The organism is Micromonospora sp. MA102 (assembly GCF_025460765.1).
GTDB lineage: Bacteria > Actinomycetota > Actinomycetes > Mycobacteriales > Micromonosporaceae > Micromonospora > Micromonospora halotolerans.
Genome location: NZ_JAMWEG010000009.1, coordinates 80,696 through 97,783, shown reverse-complemented (window position 1 = coordinate 97,783; position 17,088 = coordinate 80,696). Strand labels below are relative to the sequence as shown.

The following is a 17,088-nucleotide window of genomic DNA, read 5'->3' as shown; positions in this document are numbered from 1 at the left end:
CCCACGGCGGGCGCCGATCATGTCCATGCGCTGTTCAGCGCAGCCCGCACCGCTTGAGGATGTCGATGATGATCGCCGACTTGCCCTGGACGTACAACGCCATGTCCATCGGGTGTTCCTGGGCGGCTCGCTGCTTCTCGGCGGAATAGCGATCGCGATCCTCCGGGTGGTCGCGGAGCCAGTCTCGGAGGAGCAGGTGCCGGAGATACTCATCGCAGTCAGGGCCGAAGACGTGCAGATTCACGCCGTGGTCGTGGGCCCAGAGGCAGCGGTGCTGATACCAGTCGGGGTCACGGGTGCGTAGGAAGTAGCCGGCGGCTTCGAGCGGCGGCACATAGGCATCTTCATCTGCCGGGTCCGCAACGATGAGGTCGATGTCGAGTCGGTTCTTGGCCGCGAGACCGGGTACGGCGGTCGACCCGACGTGTTCGACCGCAAGTGCCCTGGTGCCGAGCGCAGCACGGATGGCCGCCTCCTCCTTGGCGAACATTGCGGGCCACTCAGGGTTGTAGGCGTCGATCGTGATGGGGGAGGTGACGTTCGCCGGCCGGTTGCCGACTGCCCGCTTCGCAGCCTTGTCGCCGGTGAGATCCAGCGATGCCCTAGGCAGAGGTGGAATGCGCATTGGAGGCACCTTAGTGAGGTCCCCCGCGATTCACAGCCCCGTTCGCCCGGCCGGAAGTCCCCTGCGTTCTCATCCTGCGGGTGCCGGCTCGCTGGAGCGCGGGGTGAAGAAGCGCGTGATGTCTTCCGCCGCGGTGGGAGACAGCATCATCGCCTGGACCCGCGCGGACATCTCGGCGATCGCGTGGGTCCTGGTGAACATCGCCTCCTCGTACGCCCGGATCGCCGAGTCGGGGTCGGCGGGGTTGGCGGTGAGTTCGCCGGCGAGTTCGGCGGCGTCGAGCATGGCCTGATTGGCGCCCTCGCCGACCGGCGGCATGAGGTGCGCGGCGTCACCGATGAGGGTGATGCCCGGCTGGTGGGCCCAGCGCGTGCCGATGGGCATCGTTTCGATCCGGCGAGGCGTCGGCGCGCCGTCGCCGGCTTCGATGAGTGCGGTGAGGCCTGGGTCCCAGCCGTCGAACAGGTCCAGCAGAGCGCGCTTGCTGCGGTAGGTGTCGAGGCCGCGGTCTTCTGCGCGCAGGGAGATACCGACTCGGATGGTGCCGTCGCCGAGGCGTTGCGCGGCAAGGATCTGGTTCACGCCGACGCACCACAGGTTTCCGGGGCCGACCAGCTCGGCGAGAGCCGGGTGGCGCCGGTCGGCGTCGCTGATGCTCAGCTCGACCAGGGTGGCCACGTAGGACAGCTTTGCGTCGGTCAGCAGCGACCGGACGACCGAGCGCGCGCCGTCCGCGCCGATGAGGATGTCGCAGTCGGCGCGGTGGCCGCCATCGAACGTCAGCTCGAAGCTCCCGTCCGGTCGTGGGGTCGCCGCGACGAGCCGGTGCTGCCACGCAACCGCGTCGCCCGGGAGCGAATCGAGCAGCAGGTCACGCAGTGCCCTCCGGTCGATCTCGGGCCGTCCGGAGAACGAGCCGGGTTGTGGCTTGTGGTGCACGAGGGTGCGTCCGGCCGGGTCGAGGATGCGATGTTCCTCGCCCTCCGGCCGAGCCTCGGTGCGGAACCGGCCGGCGAGTCCCGCCTCGGCCAGGGCCTGTTGCCCGGACTCCGGGTGCAGGTCGAGCGATCCGCCCTGCGTCCGCGCGGTTCGGCTTGCCTCGCGCTCGTACACCACCGCGTCGATGTCGTGCCGGTGCAGGATTCGGGCCAGCGTCAGGCCGCCGAGACCACCACCGGCGATCGCGATTCGCATCGTCATCCCCTCTGCCGTACGCTGTATCTTATGAATACGCCGTACGGTAGCGCACCCGTGCCCGTCTGGGAACGGCCCGAGCCTCGGCCCCGGGCGGCGCCGGTGCCGCTGAGCCGCGAAAAGATCGCCGCCACGGCGATCCGGCTCGCCGACGCGGACGGCCTCGACGGGCTGTCCGTTCGCAAGATCGCCAAGGAGCTCGGCGTCGGTCCGATGCGGCTCTACGACTACGTGGTCAACAGGTCCGAGCTGCTCGACCTGATGGTCGATGCCGTCTACGCCGAGATCGCCGAGGCCGGCCAGCACTCCGGGTGGCGCGCCACGGTCCTGGCCATCGTTCACCGCACCCGGGACGTCGCCTTGGCGCACGAGTGGTTCGCCGACCTGCACGGCGCACGGCCGCATCTGGGACCTCACGCGCTCGCCGTGGGCGAATCGACCGCGGCGGCGCTCAGCCAGGCCCCGGGCGTACGCAACATCGACGACCTCCAGCGAGCCCTGGGCGCCCTCAACGCCTTCATCACCGGAGCGCTCCGCAGGGAGGTCACCGAGCGACGCACGGCCCGTTCCACCGGCACCGACCTGACCGCCTGGCAGGTCAGCCTCGGCCCCTACCTGAACCGCATGCTCGAAACGGGTCGCTATCCGACTGTCGCCCGGCTCGTCATCGACGGCGCCCACCTCAGCGCCGAGGAAACCTTCCACCACAACCTGACCACCATTTTGGACGGCATCACCAGCCATCCCCACACGTGATCGGCTGAGCCCGACGGACCTCGATCAGGCATCCGGAGCTGCCGAAGGTCAACACAGCCCCCTACAAGGGGGCCGCACGGATCACGATCATCTGACAGCGTGGCGTGGTGAATGTGCGGGGATCCGCTTCTGACGCTTGGGACGAGGAGTACCGACGCGGCCGGTGCGTCGACGAGCCTCCCGTCGGGTTCGTCGATCCGCCGCCAACTGAGCCGCGCAGCTCACGGACCACCGAGCTGGCCGAGCTGATCGCATCGTGCCCGTGGCTACTCGACGTGCTGAGGACCGTCCGGGAGTCCGGCCTACCGGACGCGTGGGTAGGGGCCGGCGTTCTTCGGGATCTCGTCTGGGGCCAGCGGTACGGAGGCGGCTTCGATCCTCAGGACGTTCGGGACGTCGACGTCGCCTTCTTCGACGCGAACGACCTCACCCCCGGCAGAGATGCCGCCGCTACCGAGCTTCTACGACTCCGTGAGCCCGCGGTCCCGTGGGAGGCGACCAACCAGGCAGCCGTGCACACCTGGTACGAGAGCGTGTTCGGTACGGGGCCCGTCCCTGCACTCCACTCCGTAGCCGATGCCGTTGCCACCTGGCCCGAAACCGCTACCTGCGTGGCGGTGCGGTTCGACGCTGCCGGGACACTGCACGTCTGCGCCCCGCTCGGGCTGGACGACCTGCTCGATGGCGTCTGGCGGCGCAACCCACGACGGATCACGGCCGAGCTTTCACGAGCGCGTCTGTCACGCCACGACCCGGGCAGGCGATGGCCGCACGTCACAGTCGCTCCGCCGTAGTCGTCAGCCGTGCGGCAGCCCAGCCGGCGGGTGCGGAGCGGGACCAGGGGCCTAGCTGGGCCACCGGATCGCGTCGAGGAACTCCTCCACGGCGACCACGACTCGACCGAGCACCGCGATCGACTCGGTCAGCGGGCCCGGTACGTACATGCCGTGATCCGCGCCTTCGACCTCCAGCACATGGGGCGTCAACCGGCGGGCGACGTCACCGTCCCATGCTTCGTCGCCAGTGCCACCCACGAGCAGGAACGGCGCGGTCGCGCGGCCCAACGCGTCAGCCACCCACGGCAGGGTGAGCAGGGGCGTGAGCCACACGGCGGGCAAGGACCTTTCGGCGGCGATCGCTGCCGCGTTCGTGCCCAGCGACTTGCCGATCAGCAGTGGCCGACCGCCGACGGTGTCGATCAGCGGGGCGATCTCGCCGCCCACCCAGCCTTCGATCTCGGGCTGGTCGAGCCCCGGAAACTCCCGCGACCACGAGTGTCGATGCACCGTCGCGCCCCGCTGTTCCGCCACGTCGCCGGCGTACATCAGCAGGGGAGCGCCCGGACCGAACCAGGCGCCGGGAATCACGACAGCGTCAGCCATGCGGACGACCCTATCCAGATCAGTTCCGCCTGACGCGGAACTCGTTGCCGTCGGGATCGGCCAGCTCGACGGCGCCGTCCTCACCGACGTCGAGCCGGGTGGCCCCGAGGGAGACCAGCCGGTCGACCTCCGCCTGCTGGTCGCCGCCGGCCGGGGCGAGGTCGAAGCGCTGCCGGTTCCTCGCCTTCTTCGGCGCGACGGGCGGGCCGCCCCACGCGACCTTCGTGCCGCCGTGCGGTGACTGGACCGCGGTCTCCTCGTCCTGGTCCCACACCAGCGGCCAGCCCAGCGCCGCGCTCCAGAAGAGGCCTACCTCCCGGGTGCCGTCGCAGGCCAGTTCCCCGAGCAGCCCGCACCCGGCGAGGAAGCCGTTGCCCGCTTCGATCACGCAGAACTCGTTGCCCTCGGGGTCGGCGAGGACGATGTGCCCCTCCTCGGGGCGTTGCCCGACGTCGAGGTGGCCGCCGCCGAGCTCCAGCGCCGTCGCGACCGTGCGCTCCTGGTCGCCGGGCTGGGCGCTGGTCAGGTGGAGGTGGATGCGGTTCGGCCCCGCCTTCGTCGTGTTGCTCGGGACGAACTGGAGGCCGACCTGCGTGTCATCGCCGGGCAGGAGAACGGCGCCGGCGTCCTCGACGACCTCCCGGCCGAGCATGCCGGCCCAGAACCGCGCCAGGCGAGCCGGGTCGTGCGCATCGAAGGTCACCGTCAGCGTTCGCGAGAGCATTCCTGCACCGTAGAGACGGTCCAGCAGGACAACAAGGCGGTTTCGGAGCAGTCGGTGCGGCCGCGCCGCTCGCCGAGGGTCGTGGTTTCCGGGTGGCCGACGGAACCGGGCACGCCTCTAGGCTGAGCCGATGATCGAGGACCGGAAGCCGCCGTCCCGTCTCAGTGGCTTCCGGGTCTGCCTCCTCGGCGGCGCCTTCTTCGTGGCGTTGCTGGCGGTCCTCCAGCCGATCACCCGCTTCGAGGACTGCCCCAACTACGGCGGCAACGGCAACGCGAGCGTGTTCGCGAACCCGGCCTGGGACTTCTACCTGACGCTGCTGCTGCCGGGCTGGGTGTTCCTGGTCGTCCTGGAGCAGACGTTGTCCGTTACCCGGCGTGGACGGGGTGGCGTCGACGTCGCGCTCCGGGCGGCCGGCGCGATCCTGTTGACGACGGTCGCCTCGTGCTGCCTCTTCGTCAACGTGGCGGTGCTGTGCCACTGAGGGGTCAGCCCAGCCGGTCGAGGAACTCCCGCGAGCGCCGCACCACGAGGGCCGTCGCGTCGGCGTCGTAGGAGGGCAGTGAGCTGTCGGTGAACAGGTGCGCGTCGCCCGGGTAGACGAACAGCTCGGCCCGCTCGGGCCCGACGATCCCGACCAGCTCGCGGGCGGAGTCGATGTCGCCCTCCAGCGCGAAGAACGGGTCCTTGTCCATGCCGTGGATCTGCACGGGGACACCGTCGGGCCACGGTCCGACGGCCCATTCGCCGGTGACCGGCAGGCACGACTCGTAGAGCAGGGCGCCGCGGGCGCCGGCCCGGGTCTGTGCGAGCCGTTGCGCGGTGGCGGCGCCCCAGGAGACACCGGCGTAGACCAGTTCCTTCGGCAGGTCGGCCACGACCCGGTCGGCGCGCTCGTCGAGCACCGCGCCGCCGATGCGCCTGGTCAGCGCGGCGCCGTCCTCGATGGTCGCCGGGCGCTCGCCGTCGAACAGGTCGGGTGTGTGCACGGTGTGCCCGCCGGCGCGCAGCTGGTCGGCGAAGGCGTGGACGCCGTCGGTGAGCCCCTGGATGTGGTGGAAGAGGATGATCTCGGCCATCTCTAGACTCCTGTCAACGAACCACAGCGATCGAATGATCCAGAATTCTAGAACGGTCGAGAAATGTCGGTCAATCAGCAGATCCCGGATTACGACCTCGACGAGATGCTCGTGGTCAGCGCGCCCGAGCAGTTGCGCGCGCTGGCCGACCCGCTGCGGTCCACGCTCCTGGAGCTGCTCCTGGAGCGGGCTGCGACGGTCAACGAGATGGCCCGCGCGGTCGACCGCCCGAAGAGCAGCGTGGCCTACCACGTGAACCTGCTGGTCGACGCCGGCCTGCTCCGGGTGGTGCGGACACGACGGGTCCGGGCCATCGAGGAGCGGTTCTACGGCCGGGTCGCCCGCACGTTCTACGTCGGCGTGCTCAACCGGCCGGAGGACAAGCAGGTCGTCGCGCGCATCAACGGCCTGGCCGAGGCCGCCGCCGAGGCCGCCGCGGCCCACGCCGCCGACGACCTGCGGTGCACGCTCGTCCACGCGCGCATCCCGATCGAGGAGGTGCGGACGTTCTGGGCGGAGGTCCAGGCGCTCGCCCGCCGCTTCGCCCAGATCCCCCGCTCCGGCGACCAGGTGTACGGGTTCGTTGCCGGCCTCTACCCGACCGACGCGCCCACCCTCCCGGACACCGACCGGGACGCGGCCGACCGGCCCGACACCGCTCAGTAGCGGGCGGCCGCGTCGGCGAGCACCTCGCGCAGGGCGTGGGAGGTCTGCCGGACGATCCCCGGGTTGGTGTCCCAGTAGTAGGGCAGGGCGATCACCGCCTGGAGCAGCGCCCAGCCCCGGCCGCGCAGCCAGGAGGCGTCGTCCACCGCCAGTTCGGCGCGGAACCGGGCACGGCTGCCGCCGCTGAACAGGTTCCACGCCGGTTGCAGGTCGCAGGCCGGGTCGCCGACGTTCAGCCCGCCGAAGTCGATGACCGCGGAGAGCCGGCCGTCGACCACCAGCAGGTTGCCCGGCAGCAGGTCGCCGTGCAGCCAGAGCCCCGGCCCGCTCCAGGCCGGCGCGTCCAGCGACTCCTGCCAGGCGCGCAGCACCGTGGGGCCGTCGACCCGGTCGCCGAGCCGGCGCACGGCGTCGCGGACCGCCTCGTCCAGCTCCGCGAGGTCCGCCCCCCGGGCCCGGGGTGGCCGGGCATACGCCTCGGCGGTGTCGATCCGCCGCAGTGCGGCGATGAAGGCGGCCAGGTCGACGGCCGCGGCGTCCGGGTCGTACCGGGCAGTGCTGGCGCTCTCGCCGGGCAGCCACTCGTAGACCGACCAGTCGAACGGGTAGCCCTCGGCGGGGCCGCCCATGGCCACCGGCACGGGCAGGGCGAGCGGCAGGAGCGGGGCCAGCCGGGGCAGCCACTCGGCCTCCCGGGCCGCCTGCTGCGTGGCCCAGCCGATCCGGGGCAGCCGCACCGCCAGGTCGTCGCCGAGCCGGTAGACGTCGTGGTCCGTACCGTGCGAGGGGACGAGGCGGAGCGGCCGGTCGGCCCACTGCGGGAACTCCCCGGCAAGCAGCCGGCGGACCAGGTCGACGTCGGTGTGCACCTCGTCGGCGTGCATCTTCATCCGGGTCACGGCGATCATCCTGGATCGGCGCGGGCGCGGGCCGCAAACGAGTTCACTCGGCCCGGCGGCGCCAGGTCAGCGTCATGGCGAGGACCACGAGGCCGGCCGGCATGGCCGCCACCAGCAGACCCCGCCAGAGCGCCAGCCGCAGGCGCAGGGCGAGCCGGCGGTCCGGTTCCCGGGTGACCGCGTACTGCTGACCGGGGGCGTCGGGGTCGAGCCGGCAGGTGAGGTGGTAGCCGCCGGCCACCGGGGCGGCGAAGGTCGACGTCCAGGTCCAGACCGTGTCGTCGGTGGCCACCTCGGTCCACTCGACCACCCGCCCGGGGTCGGCCGCCGGCACCGGCCGGCCGTCGGGACCGGTCACCCGGCAGCGGTCGCGGTCCGGGGCGCTGGTCGGCCGGGTGGCCCAGACGGCGTACCGGCCGGGGTCGAGGTCGACGGTGAGGTCGTCGTAGCGGGGACCGGCGAGGCGGAGCGGGAGGGGCGTGGGCTCGGCGTCCGGCGAGATGGCCCGCTGGACGGCCGGCAGCGCGGTCAGCAGGCCGATACCGCCGACCAGCACGAGGAAGGCGGCCACCGCCAGCGCCACCCGCCTGCCCATGGGGGCAGGGTAGTGCCGGGCCGGCCGCTCCGGCAGACTAGCGTCGGGTGCGTGAGCACCGGATCCCCGCGCGTCCTGCCGGCCGAGAGCGGCATCGCCGAGGCCGCCGCCGTCCTGCGCTCCGGCGGCCTGGTCGCCTTCCCCACCGAGACCGTCTACGGGCTGGGCGCGAACGCGCTGGACGCCCGGGCGGCGGCACGCATCTTCGAGGCGAAGGCCCGGCCCAGCTTCGACCCCCTGATCAGCCACCTGGCCGACGCGGCCGACCTGCCCGGCCTGGTGGGCGCGGTGCCACCCGCGGTGGCCGCGCTGGTGGAGCGCTTCTGGCCCGGACCGCTCACCCTGATCGTGGACCGGCCGGCGGCGATCCCGCCGATCGTCACGTCCGGCCTGGACACCATGGCCGTGCGGGTGCCCGACGAGCCGTCCGCGCGGGCGCTGATCGCCGCCGCCGGGGTGCCGGTGGCCGCGCCCAGCGCCAACCGGTTCGGGCAGCTCAGCCCCACCCGGGCCGAGCACGTGGTGGCCGGGCTGGGCGCCGCCGTGGACGTGGTGCTCGACGGCGGGCCGACCCGGTGCGGGATCGAGTCGACAATCGTGGACGCCCGGGGCGGGCGGCCGGTGGTGCTCCGGCTGGGCGCGCTGCCGGTGGAGGCGCTGGTCGAGGCGGCCGGTCCGGTCGAGGTACGCCAGGGCAGCTCGGGCCAGCCGGTCGCGCCCGGGACGCTGGCCGCGCACTACGCCCCGCGTACCCCGCTGCGGTTGGGTGCGGCGGCCGAGGGGAACGGCGGCCGGCGCGGGTTCCTGGCCTTCCGGGAGCCACCGGCGCGGGGTGACTGGGCGGCGGTGGAGGTGCTGTCGCCCGAGGGTGACCTGACGGCGGCGGCCGCACGCCTCTTCGACGCCCTGCACCGGCTCGATGCCACCGGGGTCACCGAGATCGTCGCCGAGCCGGTCCCCGAGGTCGGGGTGGGCCGGGCGATCAACGACCGGTTGCGGCGGGCCGCCGCCACCTGGCACTGACCCGTCAGAGGGCCAGCACGCCGACCACCTGGTCGCCGCTCGTCTCGCCGGTGAGCGAGAAGCCGAGGCGGTGGTAGAAGCGTTCCGGGCCGTGCGGGCCGGGCGCCCAGGTGACGAACATCCGGTCCGTGCCCCGGCGACGCAGCTCGTCGGCGAGCGCCGCCACGGCGAACCGCCCGTAGCCCCGGCCCTGCTCGTCCGCGGCGATGTTCAGCCGCCACAGGCCCGAGCGGACGTCGGTCGGGTCGTCCGGATTCCACTGGATGTCGAGGAAGCCCATCAGAAAGCCCACCGGGCGGTCGTCGCCGACGATCAGCCGGGGCCAGGCGACCGCCGGCTGGGCGTACGCCTCGGCGAGCGACCGGGCCACCGGGGCGACCAGCCCCTCCTGGTCTTCACGGACGGCGATCGCGCAGGCGGCCAGGACGTTGTCCGGCGTGATCTGCTCCAGGCGAGGTGACGGCACGGCCGCACCCTAGCCGCCGGACCGCACCGGCCTCGACCGGTTTCAGGCCAGCTCGGCGGCGACCCGGTCGACGTCGGCGCCGAGGGCGTCGTAGCCGGCGGCGGTGAGCTTCCCGCCGCGGAGCAGCTCACTCAGCTTGTCGCGGAGCTTCTTGATCTGCTCCTGCGCCTGCTCGGTGTCGCCCTCGGCGGTCTCCTTGGCGATCGCGTCCACCTTGGCGTGCAGGTCCCTCGCCGCGTCCGGGTTCAGCTGTCCCGCGTCGACCTGCTCCTGGATCGACAGCCGCAGGGCCACGATCGGGTCCCGGGGTCGGGTGGGGCTCGGCCTCGCGGAGGTGATCCGGGGGCTGGGCGTCGGTGTGGCGGCCGGGGTGCGGGTCGCCGGCGCGAGCGTCCGCGACCGGGGCGTGGTCGGCGCCACGGTGACCGGCACCACCGGCACGCTCGGCGCGGCCGGGGGCGTGGCGGCCGGGCCGGTCGTCGCGGTCGGCCCGGCCAGCGACCCCTCGCCGTCCCGGTTGAGCAGCGTGACACCGGCGAGGGCGAGCAGCGCGAGGACGACCAGGCCGGCCACCACGAGCAGCGGGCCGCGGCGGGACCGTCCCGACCGGTCGCCCGGGTCGGTCGCCGGCGCGGCCGGCTCGGGTGCGGGCGGCGGCCCGGGATCGGCCAGTACGGCGTCGATCGCGACGACCGCGAGCGGGGTGCCGGCGCGGGGTAGCAGGGCCGCGAGGCGCTCCCGGACCACCGCGGCGTCGGCGGGCCGGTCGGCCGGGTCCTTGGCCAGCAGCTCGGACACCAGGGCGTCGAGTTCGACCGGTACGTCCGGCCGGCGGTCCCGCAGTGGCGGGGGCGGCTCGTTGACGTGCTGGTGCAACACGCTGAGCGGGTCACCCGCGAACGGCGGGGTGCCGGCGAGCATCGCGTAGAGGGTGCAGCCCAGGCCGTACAGGTCGGTGCGGGGGTCCACCGGACCGCCGAGCGCCTGCTCCGGGGACATGTACGAGCTGGTCCCGAGCTTGGTCGCCGGGCCGGTGAGGGTGTTCTGGCCGGCCAGCCGGGGCAGGCGGGCGATGCCGAAGTCGCAGATCTTCACGGTGCCGGCGGGGGTGACGATGAGGTTGCCCGGCTTGATGTCCCGGTGCACCACCCCGGCGGCGTGCGCGGCGGCGATCCCGTCACAGGCCTGCACGGCGATCGACAGCGCCTGGACCACCGGGAGCGGGCCCGCGGCCATCAGGTCGCCGACCGTCCGCCCCTCCACCAGCTCCATCACCAGGTAGGAGTGGTTCTCCTCGGTGCCGAAGTCGTAGACGGCGACGATGTGCGGGTGGGCCAACCGGGCCGCCGTGCGGGCCTCGCGGTCGAAGCGTTCCGCGGCCATCGGCTCCTTCACGCCGGCCGCCGTGAGCACCTTGATGGCGACCGGTCGGTCCAGCCGCAGGTCCCGCCCGCGCCACACCTCGCCCATGCCGCCGCTGCCCAGCAGCTCCTCGGACTGGTACCGGCCATTCAGCAGACGTCGCGACACGACGTCACCTTTTCCAGCCCGGCCCGATCTCACACGGGGAGGTCGCTGATGGACCGTCGGCCCGCCGGTTCACGGGGCACTGTTCGTCGTGGACCATCCACCCAAGGTAGTCAATCCGGTGCCCGTCGCCAGCGTCGCCCGGCCAGGTAGTCGGCATGGCCGCGGCCCGCGGGGGTAGGAGGTACGGGTAACAACCCCCCGAAAGTGAGGTGTCATGCCAATGCCGACCGCACGCGAGATCATGACCAGCGACGTGAGCTGTGTCCGGGAGCAGGACGACCTCCGGACCGCCGCCCGACGGATGGCCGAGCTCGGGGTGGGCTCGCTGCCCATCTGCGGCGACGACAACCGCCTCAAGGGCATGGTGACCGACCGGGACATCGTGGTGAAGGTGCTGGCCCAGGGCAAGGATCCGGCCGACGTGACCGCCGGTGAGCTGGCCCAGGGCGAGGCCGTGACCATCGGCGCGGACGACGACGCGGCCGAGATCCTGCGGACCATGGGCAAGCACAAGGTACGCCGGCTGCCGGTGATCGACGGGCACGAGCTCGTCGGGATCGTGGCCGTCGCCGACGTGGCCCGCTCGCTGCCGGAACGCCCGGTGGGCGACCTCATCGAGGCGATCTCCGAGCGCACCTGACCAGGTCCCTTCCGCCGCCCCTCCGGCCGTGCGCCGGACGGGGCGGCGAACCACGTCAGGGGGTCAGCGGCACGGTCTCCCCACGCTGGATGGTGCGGACCTGCCGGACGAAGCCGCGCCGGCGGGCCTCCTCGACGAAGTGCCGCAGCGGGGAGCGGAACACCGGGTAGTCGTCGTAGTGGATCGGCACGGTGAGCCGGGGCCGGATCAGCTCCACCACGTCGGCGCCCTGCCGCGCGTCCATGGTGAGCAGGATGCCGGCGATCCGGGTGCCGCCGAGGTGGATCAGCATGGCGTCGATGTCCGGGAACCGTTCGGGGATCTGCGCGAGCTGCGGGCGGCGCAGCGTGTCGCCGGTGACGTAGAGCCGGAACCGGCGCTGGCCGGCCTGTTCCAGGTCGACCAGGGTGCCCATCACGTCGGGCAGCAGCCGGTCCAGCGCGCCGGGCCCGTGCTGGCCGGGCAGCGCGGTCAGGCGCACCGTCTCGTCCCCGCGGTGCAGCTCACAGGACCGCCAGGTGGGCAACCCTTCCGCTGCCTGGAACCCCCAGCGGCGCAGCTTCCGTTCCGCCTGGGGTGTGGTGACGATCGGCAGGGAGCGGTCCAGCCCGCGCCGGGCCACCCGGTCGAAGTGGTCGCCGTGCAGGTGGGACAGGACCACGGCGTCCAGCGTGGGCAGCTCGGGAATGGTCAGCGCCGGGTCGGTGCTCCGCTTCGACCACAGCCCCCGGCCCAGGTAGGCCCGCTGGCCCCGGTGCAGGAAGTTCGGGTCGGTGAGCAGGGTGAACCCGCCGAGCCGCAGCAGGGTCGTCGCCGTGCCGACGAAGGTCACCTCAGGCGTCATGCTCCTCGCGGTACCCCTGATCGGCCTCCCCATGCGGGTGGGTGCCGCGTTGGGGCAGGCGGTCGACCAGCCGGGTCAGCGCGCCGTTGGCGAAGGTGGCCCCGAGCGCGGACCCGGCGGCGATGCTCCACCCCACCGGGCCGAGCGGGGTGCAGCCGAAGAACTGGCTGACCCCGGGGGTCTGCACCACGACGATCAGGGCGCCGATCGAGGCGGCCGTGGAGGCCAGCACGGCGGGGCTGGTGCCGCCGGCCAGGACGGTCTGGCCGAGCTGGGTGCCGACCAGCGAGGCGAGCGCGACCGTGCCGGCCCGGCGTTCCCGGCCGGTCCACCGGGCGAGCGTCCAGCCGGCGGTCGCGCCCAGCGTGGTGGCGGCGGCCCGGAGCGCGATCTCCCGGGTCAGCGTCTCGCCGAGCGACGTGTCGGGTCCCTCCCGCAGCAGGTGGTCGGCCCCGTCGGAGGCGGGTGGACGGACCGCGATGGCCAGCGCCGGCGCCAGGTCGGTGAGCAGGTTGACCAGCAGCAGTTGCCGGCCGGTGAGCGCCGACCGCCCGGTGGCGGCGGCGGTCAGCACGCTGAACGCGATCTCGCCGAGGTTGCCGCCGACCAGGATGCTCAGCGCGTGGCGGACCGACGACCACATGGCCCGCCCCTCCACGAGGGTGGCGATGATCGTCTCCAGCCGGTCGTCGGTGACCACCAGGTCGGCGGCGGCGCGGGCCGCCGGGGTGCCGCGCTGGCCGAGCGCGATGCCCACGTCGGCCAGGCGGATGGCCGGGGCGTCGTTGGCGCCGTCACCGGTCATCGCCACCGTCCGGCCCCGGTGCTGCAACGCCTGGATGATCCGCACCTTGTGCGCCGGGGTGCAGCGGGCCACCACGTCGGTGGCCATGAGCCGCTCCGCGAGGGCCTCGTCGTCGAGCCGGTCCAGCTCGGTGGCCGTGACCACCCGCTGCTCGCCGTGGTCGGGGCTGATGGTCGCGGCGATCGCCTCGGCGGTGGCCGGATGGTCTCCGGTGATCATCACGGTGTGCACGCCGGCCTGCCGGATCCGCCGCACCGCGGGCGCGGCGCTGTCCCGCACCCCGTCGGCGAGGGCCAGGAAGCCGACGAAGACCAGCCCGTCGACCTGCTCGTCGGTCACCGACTCGGCCGCCACCCGGCACTCGGCCACGGCCAGGATGCGGTGCCCGGCCCCGGCCCGCTCGGCGAGCATCGCGTGCAGCGCGTCCCGGCCCGCCGGGTCCAGCGGCGTGTCGCCCCCGCTGGTCCGCCGCGCCGCGCAGCGCGGCAGCACCGACTCGGGCGCCCCCTTCACGCTGAGCAGCAGCCCGTCGGCGGTGCGGCCGACCGTGGCGTGGTAGCCCCGGGACGGCTCGAACGGCAGCCCGCCCACCGCCGTCCAGTCCGGAGCGCCCGTCTGCTCCACGACGTCGGCGGTGCCCGCGCCGCGGCGTACCGCGCGGTCGGTCTGCTGGGGCAGCTGGTCCGGGTCGGCCGCCGCCGGGGTGGCCCGCAGCGCGGCGGCCAGGGTCAGCCGCAGCGGCTCGTCCAGCCGGTCCGGCGGGGCGTACCGGTCGTCGCCGGCGCCCACCCCGGCCAGCAGCAGCTTGCCCTCGGTGAGGGTGCCGGTCTTGTCGAAGCAGAGCACGTCGACCCGGCCCAGTGCCTCAATGGTCCGCGGGTTGCGCACCAGCGCGCCGTGCTCGGCCAGCCGCCGCGCCGCCGCCAGCTGCGCGGCGCTGACCAGGAACGGCAATCCCTCGGGCACCGAGGCCACGGCCAGGTTCGCGGCGGTCGCCGCCGTCTCCACCAGGGGTACGCCCCGGAGCAGCCCCGCCCCGGCCACCGCGACGGCCGAGCCGGCGGCCAGCGGCACGGCGGCGCTGGTCAGCTTCCCGAGCCGGCTCTCCACCCCGCTGGCCGGGGGCGCCTGCCGGGCCAGGGCGAGACTGCGCCCCGCCTCGGTCTCCTCGCCGGTGGCCACCACCACGGCGGTGCCGTGGCCGGCGGCGACCGTGGTGCCCTCGTAGAGCATCGAGTGCCGTTCGGCGATCGCGGCGGCCACCACCGGCTCGGGGCTCTTGCCCACCGGCAGCGACTCGCCGGTCAGGGACGACTCGTCGGTCTCCAGCCCGTCGCTGGTCAGCACCCGGCAGTCGGCCGGGACGGCATCGCCGGACCCCAGCGCGACGACGTCCCCGGCGACCAGCTCCTCGGCGGCCACCACCCGCTCCGCGCCGTCGCGCAGCACCCGGGCGGTCACCGCCGAGCGGGACAGCAGCGCGGCCAGGGACCGTTCGGTGTTGCGCTGGTGCACCGCGCCGATCAGCGCCGAGCCGCCCACGACGCCGCCGACCAGGGCGGCGTCGACCAGCGAACCGAACGTCGCGGAGAGCACCGCCCCGGCGGCGAGCACCGGGGTGAGTGGGTTCGACAGCTCGTCCACGAAGGCGCGGAGCAGCCCGGTCGGTCCCTGCCCGTCCCCGGTCACGGCGCGTCGGCGGCGGGCCGCCTCCTCGCCGGTCAGCCCCTCGGGGCGGGTGCCGAGCTGGTCCAGGACGGTCGGCACGGGCATCAGGTGCCAGGCGGTGAGCGCCGGCACCGGCGTACGGGTGCGGTCCGGCAGCCGCCGGGCCCGCCAGACGCCGTGGGCGAACGCGAGGGCGCCGGCCCCGTTCACCGCGGCGAGGGTGGGGCGGGGCAGCCGCTCCCGGTCGGCGGTGAACGCGCCCAGCGCCCCCAGCCCGGTGCCGGCCATCGCGATCCGGATGTTCTGCCCGGTCATCCGCCGGGCCACCCCTGTCGCGTCGATGAGCAGGGCGGAGGTCCGCAGGTCGTCGCCGACCAGCAGATGCGCGCCCCAGGGCGGCAGGTCCTCCGGCGCGGAGACACCCAGCCCGCAGTCGGCGGCGCCGAGCGCGGCCCGGTCGCCGGAGACCACCAGCACCACCGCGCCCTCGCGTTGCAGGTCGCGGACCGCGTCGGCGAGCCGGTCGCCGCCGGGCACGTGGGCGTCGGCGAAGTCGTGCCGGCCGTCGTCGTCCCCGCCGACCACGAGCCGCAGGCCGGCGTGGCGGGTGGCGGTCGCCAGGGCGTCCACCCCGGGCACGGGTTCCGGCTCGACCCGCAGCACGGCGGCGAGCCGCCCGCCCTCGGCCAGCCCGAGCAGCCGGCCGCCCTCCTCGCGCAGCCGTGCGCTGTCCGGGGTGTCGCCGGGGTCGACGGCGTCCAGCCGGTCCAGCGGCCCGAGCCGCCAGCCGTCGGAGTTCCGGACGGCCTGCGGGTCGGCCGGGTCGAACAGGGCGAACGCCCGGCCGGCCACCTGACCGGTGTCCGCGCCGGGCAGCGGCGCCAGGTCGGCCAGCACGCCCCGGTCGGAGCCGAGGACCGCGGCGTCGAGCAGCACCGTGTCGATCCGGTCCAGCTGGCGCAGCACGCCGCGGTCCATGGCGATCACGCCGCGCCGGGCGAGCATCCGGCCGAGCTGGGCGGCGTACCCCTCACGGCCGCTGCCCGGGGCCTTCGGCAGCGACGACAGGGCCAGCGCGGCGGCCCGCTTCCCGCCGGCCACCGGCAGCGCCGCCGCCCCGGCCGCCGCCCCCGCGGCGAGAATACGGCTCGCGTAGTGCTCGACCGGGCCGTCCGGGACCGGGCAGGGCCGCTCGCCGTCGGGGACTCGGGCTACCGCGCGGTCCGGCGCGCCGGTCAGCCTCGGCTCGGCCTTCGTCCAGGCGGCGAGCTGGGCCCGCGCCTCGCCCCACTGCACCACCCGCTGCGCGCCGTCGAGCACGATGCCGGCCCAGCCGCCCGTGAGCCCCTGGACCACCGCCTCGGCGAGCGGGAAGAGCAGGTCGGCGCGGGGGTCGGCGCGCAGGCCCCGGTCGGCGAGGCCGTGCAGCTTCGGGTGCAGGTCGACGGCGCCGAGGAGGCCGGCCGCCTCGGCGGGGATCGGGGCGAACGGCAGGATCCGGGTGGCCGCCGAGATGGTCAGGCCGAGCGCGTCCGAGGCCAGCGCGCCCATCGTGCGGGCGGTGCGCGGCCCCTCCTCGGGCGGGTGCGGCGGCGGCACGTCGGGGTCCGGCTCGTGCGGGCAGATGCGCTCCGTCCGCGCCACGGTGGCGATCACGTCGCGCAGCTTCGGCTTCGGCTCCTCGACCGCCACGATCACCCGGCCGGACGGCGCGTTGACCCGGGCCCAGGTCACGCCGGGCATCGCCTCCAGCGCCGCCTCGACCTGCCGGGCCAGTTGGTCCCCGCCGTCCTGGCAGACGCCGTGCACCTCGATGTGGTGGCGGCCGTCGCGCGACCAGACCCGGCGCCGGGTCAGACCGGCGAGGCGGGCCAGCCGGGTCGCCGCCGCGCCCACGGTCCCCGCCGCGTCGGCGACTCTGTCCGGCACGGCGTTCCTGGCCGTCTCCGGCAGGGCGGACCCGACGGTACGGGCGGTGTCCGGCACGGCGGTGGCGACGGTACGCGCGACCCGAGCCACCGCGTCGGGGACGGTGGCCGGTGACAGCAGGAGGCCGGCGACGCGGCCCAGCGAGGTCATCGAGGCGTACGGCCGGGCTCCCGGCCCCGCTTCCCGCTGCTCCCGTCGTCGTACGCCATCTCGCCTCCCGCACCTCGTCCCGGCGAGCCCGACTTCCCGCCGCAGCGTCCGTT

At 74.3% G+C, this 17,088-nt stretch carries 17 protein-coding genes; 6 read left to right on the top strand and 11 right to left on the bottom strand.

Features of this window, described 5'->3' with window-relative positions; genetic code table 11:
* Window positions 1-34 precede the first annotated feature (34 nt).
* Entirely contained in the window at window positions 35-625 is a 591-nt protein-coding gene (locus NFX44_RS19475) for a GrpB family protein (RefSeq protein WP_262284987.1), read from the bottom strand.
* A gap of 69 nt (window positions 626-694) precedes the next feature.
* Window positions 695-1,819 carry an NAD(P)/FAD-dependent oxidoreductase gene (locus NFX44_RS19470; RefSeq protein ID WP_262284986.1) on the bottom strand — a complete coding sequence of 375 codons (1,125 nt, stop codon included), beginning with the start codon at window positions 1,817-1,819 and terminating at the stop codon, window positions 695-697.
* On the opposite strand from NFX44_RS19470, the gene NFX44_RS19465 reads away from it, so the two are divergent.
* Together NFX44_RS19465 and NFX44_RS19460 are read left to right on the top strand one after the other, a co-directional pair.
* A complete protein-coding gene (locus tag NFX44_RS19465; RefSeq protein ID WP_262284985.1) occupies window positions 1,754-2,575 on the top strand; it encodes a TetR/AcrR family transcriptional regulator in 822 nt (273 codons plus the stop codon). The two genes, NFX44_RS19470 and NFX44_RS19465, sit on opposite strands and share 66 nt — an antisense overlap.
* Window positions 2,576-2,679: 104 nt before the next feature.
* Complete coding sequence (locus NFX44_RS19460; protein WP_315974610.1) at window positions 2,680-3,369, top strand: nucleotidyltransferase family protein; 690 nt, start codon at window positions 2,680-2,682, stop codon at window positions 3,367-3,369.
* 51 nt (window positions 3,370-3,420) lie between these two features.
* Here NFX44_RS19460 and NFX44_RS19455 read toward each other — a convergent pair whose 3' ends face one another.
* Complete coding sequence (locus tag NFX44_RS19455) at window positions 3,421-3,957, bottom strand: alpha/beta hydrolase (protein ID WP_262284984.1); 537 nt, start codon at window positions 3,955-3,957, stop codon at window positions 3,421-3,423.
* A 19-nt stretch (window positions 3,958-3,976) separates the two neighbouring features.
* Window positions 3,977-4,681 (bottom strand): VOC family protein, encoded by a 705-nt coding sequence (locus tag NFX44_RS19450; protein WP_262284983.1) that lies wholly within the window; start codon window positions 4,679-4,681, stop codon window positions 3,977-3,979.
* Window positions 4,682-4,811: 130 nt separating this feature from the next.
* Between NFX44_RS19450 and NFX44_RS19445 the strand changes: the two genes are divergently transcribed.
* A complete protein-coding gene (locus tag NFX44_RS19445) occupies window positions 4,812-5,165 on the top strand; it encodes a hypothetical protein (protein ID WP_262284982.1) in 354 nt (117 codons plus the stop codon).
* 4 nt (window positions 5,166-5,169) lie between these two features.
* Here the strand turns inward: NFX44_RS19445 and NFX44_RS19440 are convergent, their stop codons facing one another.
* A complete protein-coding gene (locus NFX44_RS19440) occupies window positions 5,170-5,760 on the bottom strand; it encodes a dienelactone hydrolase family protein (protein WP_262284981.1) in 591 nt (196 codons plus the stop codon).
* 63 nt (window positions 5,761-5,823) lie between these two features.
* On the opposite strand from NFX44_RS19440, the gene NFX44_RS19435 reads away from it, so the two are divergent.
* Window positions 5,824-6,426: a helix-turn-helix domain-containing protein gene (locus tag NFX44_RS19435; RefSeq protein ID WP_262284980.1), complete on the top strand. Its 603-nt coding sequence runs from the start codon at window positions 5,824-5,826 to the stop codon at window positions 6,424-6,426.
* On the opposite strand, the gene NFX44_RS19430 is transcribed toward NFX44_RS19435, so the two are convergent.
* Together NFX44_RS19430 and NFX44_RS19425 are read right to left on the bottom strand one after the other, a co-directional pair.
* Entirely contained in the window at window positions 6,420-7,316 is an 897-nt protein-coding gene (locus NFX44_RS19430; protein ID WP_262285166.1) for an aminoglycoside phosphotransferase family protein, read from the bottom strand. The genes NFX44_RS19435 and NFX44_RS19430 overlap by 7 nt on opposite strands.
* Window positions 7,317-7,368: 52 nt before the next feature.
* Window positions 7,369-7,920, bottom strand: a complete 552-nt coding sequence (locus NFX44_RS19425) for a hypothetical protein (protein WP_262284979.1) — start codon at window positions 7,918-7,920, stop codon at window positions 7,369-7,371.
* Window positions 7,921-7,995: 75 nt separating this feature from the next.
* Between NFX44_RS19425 and NFX44_RS19420 the strand changes: the two genes are divergently transcribed.
* Window positions 7,996-8,943: an L-threonylcarbamoyladenylate synthase gene (locus tag NFX44_RS19420; RefSeq protein ID WP_262285165.1), complete on the top strand. Its 948-nt coding sequence runs from the start codon at window positions 7,996-7,998 to the stop codon at window positions 8,941-8,943.
* Window positions 8,944-8,947: 4 nt separating this feature from the next.
* Here NFX44_RS19420 and NFX44_RS19415 read toward each other — a convergent pair whose 3' ends face one another.
* Window positions 8,948-9,409 (bottom strand): GNAT family N-acetyltransferase, encoded by a 462-nt coding sequence (locus tag NFX44_RS19415; protein ID WP_262284978.1) that lies wholly within the window; start codon window positions 9,407-9,409, stop codon window positions 8,948-8,950.
* Between the two features lie 42 nt (window positions 9,410-9,451).
* A complete protein-coding gene (locus NFX44_RS19410) occupies window positions 9,452-10,939 on the bottom strand; it encodes a serine/threonine-protein kinase (protein ID WP_262284977.1) in 1,488 nt (495 codons plus the stop codon).
* A gap of 220 nt (window positions 10,940-11,159) precedes the next feature.
* Between NFX44_RS19410 and NFX44_RS19405 the strand changes: the two genes are divergently transcribed.
* Window positions 11,160-11,579, top strand: coding sequence for a CBS domain-containing protein (locus NFX44_RS19405; RefSeq protein ID WP_262284976.1), 420 nt, complete (start codon window positions 11,160-11,162; stop codon window positions 11,577-11,579).
* A 55-nt stretch (window positions 11,580-11,634) separates the two neighbouring features.
* Here the strand turns inward: NFX44_RS19405 and NFX44_RS19400 are convergent, their stop codons facing one another.
* The gene (locus NFX44_RS19400) at window positions 11,635-12,423 is read right to left on the bottom strand and encodes an MBL fold metallo-hydrolase (protein WP_262284975.1); all 789 of its coding nucleotides are present in this window, start codon (window positions 12,421-12,423) and stop codon (window positions 11,635-11,637) included.
* Window positions 12,413-16,975 carry a cation-translocating P-type ATPase gene (locus NFX44_RS19395; protein WP_262284974.1) on the bottom strand — a complete coding sequence of 1,521 codons (4,563 nt, stop codon included), beginning with the start codon at window positions 16,973-16,975 and terminating at the stop codon, window positions 12,413-12,415. The genes NFX44_RS19400 and NFX44_RS19395 overlap by 11 nt, the downstream gene beginning before the upstream one ends.
* Between the last annotated feature and the right edge of the window lie 113 nt (window positions 16,976-17,088).

Excerpts from the sequence above, each read along its gene's own strand:
- NFX44_RS19455 (WP_262284984.1), bottom strand. The coding sequence starts at position 3,957 with ATGGCTGACGCTGTCGTGATTCCCGGCGCCTGGTTCGGTCCGGGCGCT.
- NFX44_RS19400 (WP_262284975.1), bottom strand. The coding sequence starts at position 12,423 with ATGACGCCTGAGGTGACCTTCGTCGGCACGGCGACGACCCTGCTGCGG.
- NFX44_RS19430 (WP_262285166.1), bottom strand. The coding sequence starts at position 7,316 with ATGAAGATGCACGCCGACGAGGTGCACACCGACGTCGACCTGGTCCGC.
- NFX44_RS19405 (WP_262284976.1), top strand. The coding sequence starts at position 11,160 with ATGCCGACCGCACGCGAGATCATGACCAGCGACGTGAGCTGTGTCCGG.
- NFX44_RS19470 (WP_262284986.1), bottom strand. The coding sequence starts at position 1,819 with ATGCGAATCGCGATCGCCGGTGGTGGTCTCGGCGGCCTGACGCTGGCC.
- NFX44_RS19440 (WP_262284981.1), bottom strand. The coding sequence starts at position 5,760 with ATGGCCGAGATCATCCTCTTCCACCACATCCAGGGGCTCACCGACGGC.
- NFX44_RS19395 (WP_262284974.1), bottom strand. The coding sequence starts at position 16,975 with ATGACCTCGCTGGGCCGCGTCGCCGGCCTCCTGCTGTCACCGGCCACC.
- NFX44_RS19425 (WP_262284979.1), bottom strand. The coding sequence starts at position 7,920 with ATGGGCAGGCGGGTGGCGCTGGCGGTGGCCGCCTTCCTCGTGCTGGTC.
- NFX44_RS19450 (WP_262284983.1), bottom strand. The coding sequence starts at position 4,681 with ATGCTCTCGCGAACGCTGACGGTGACCTTCGATGCGCACGACCCGGCT.
- NFX44_RS19445 (WP_262284982.1), top strand. The coding sequence starts at position 4,812 with ATGATCGAGGACCGGAAGCCGCCGTCCCGTCTCAGTGGCTTCCGGGTC.
- NFX44_RS19435 (WP_262284980.1), top strand. The coding sequence starts at position 5,824 with ATGTCGGTCAATCAGCAGATCCCGGATTACGACCTCGACGAGATGCTC.
- NFX44_RS19475 (WP_262284987.1), bottom strand. The coding sequence starts at position 625 with ATGCGCATTCCACCTCTGCCTAGGGCATCGCTGGATCTCACCGGCGAC.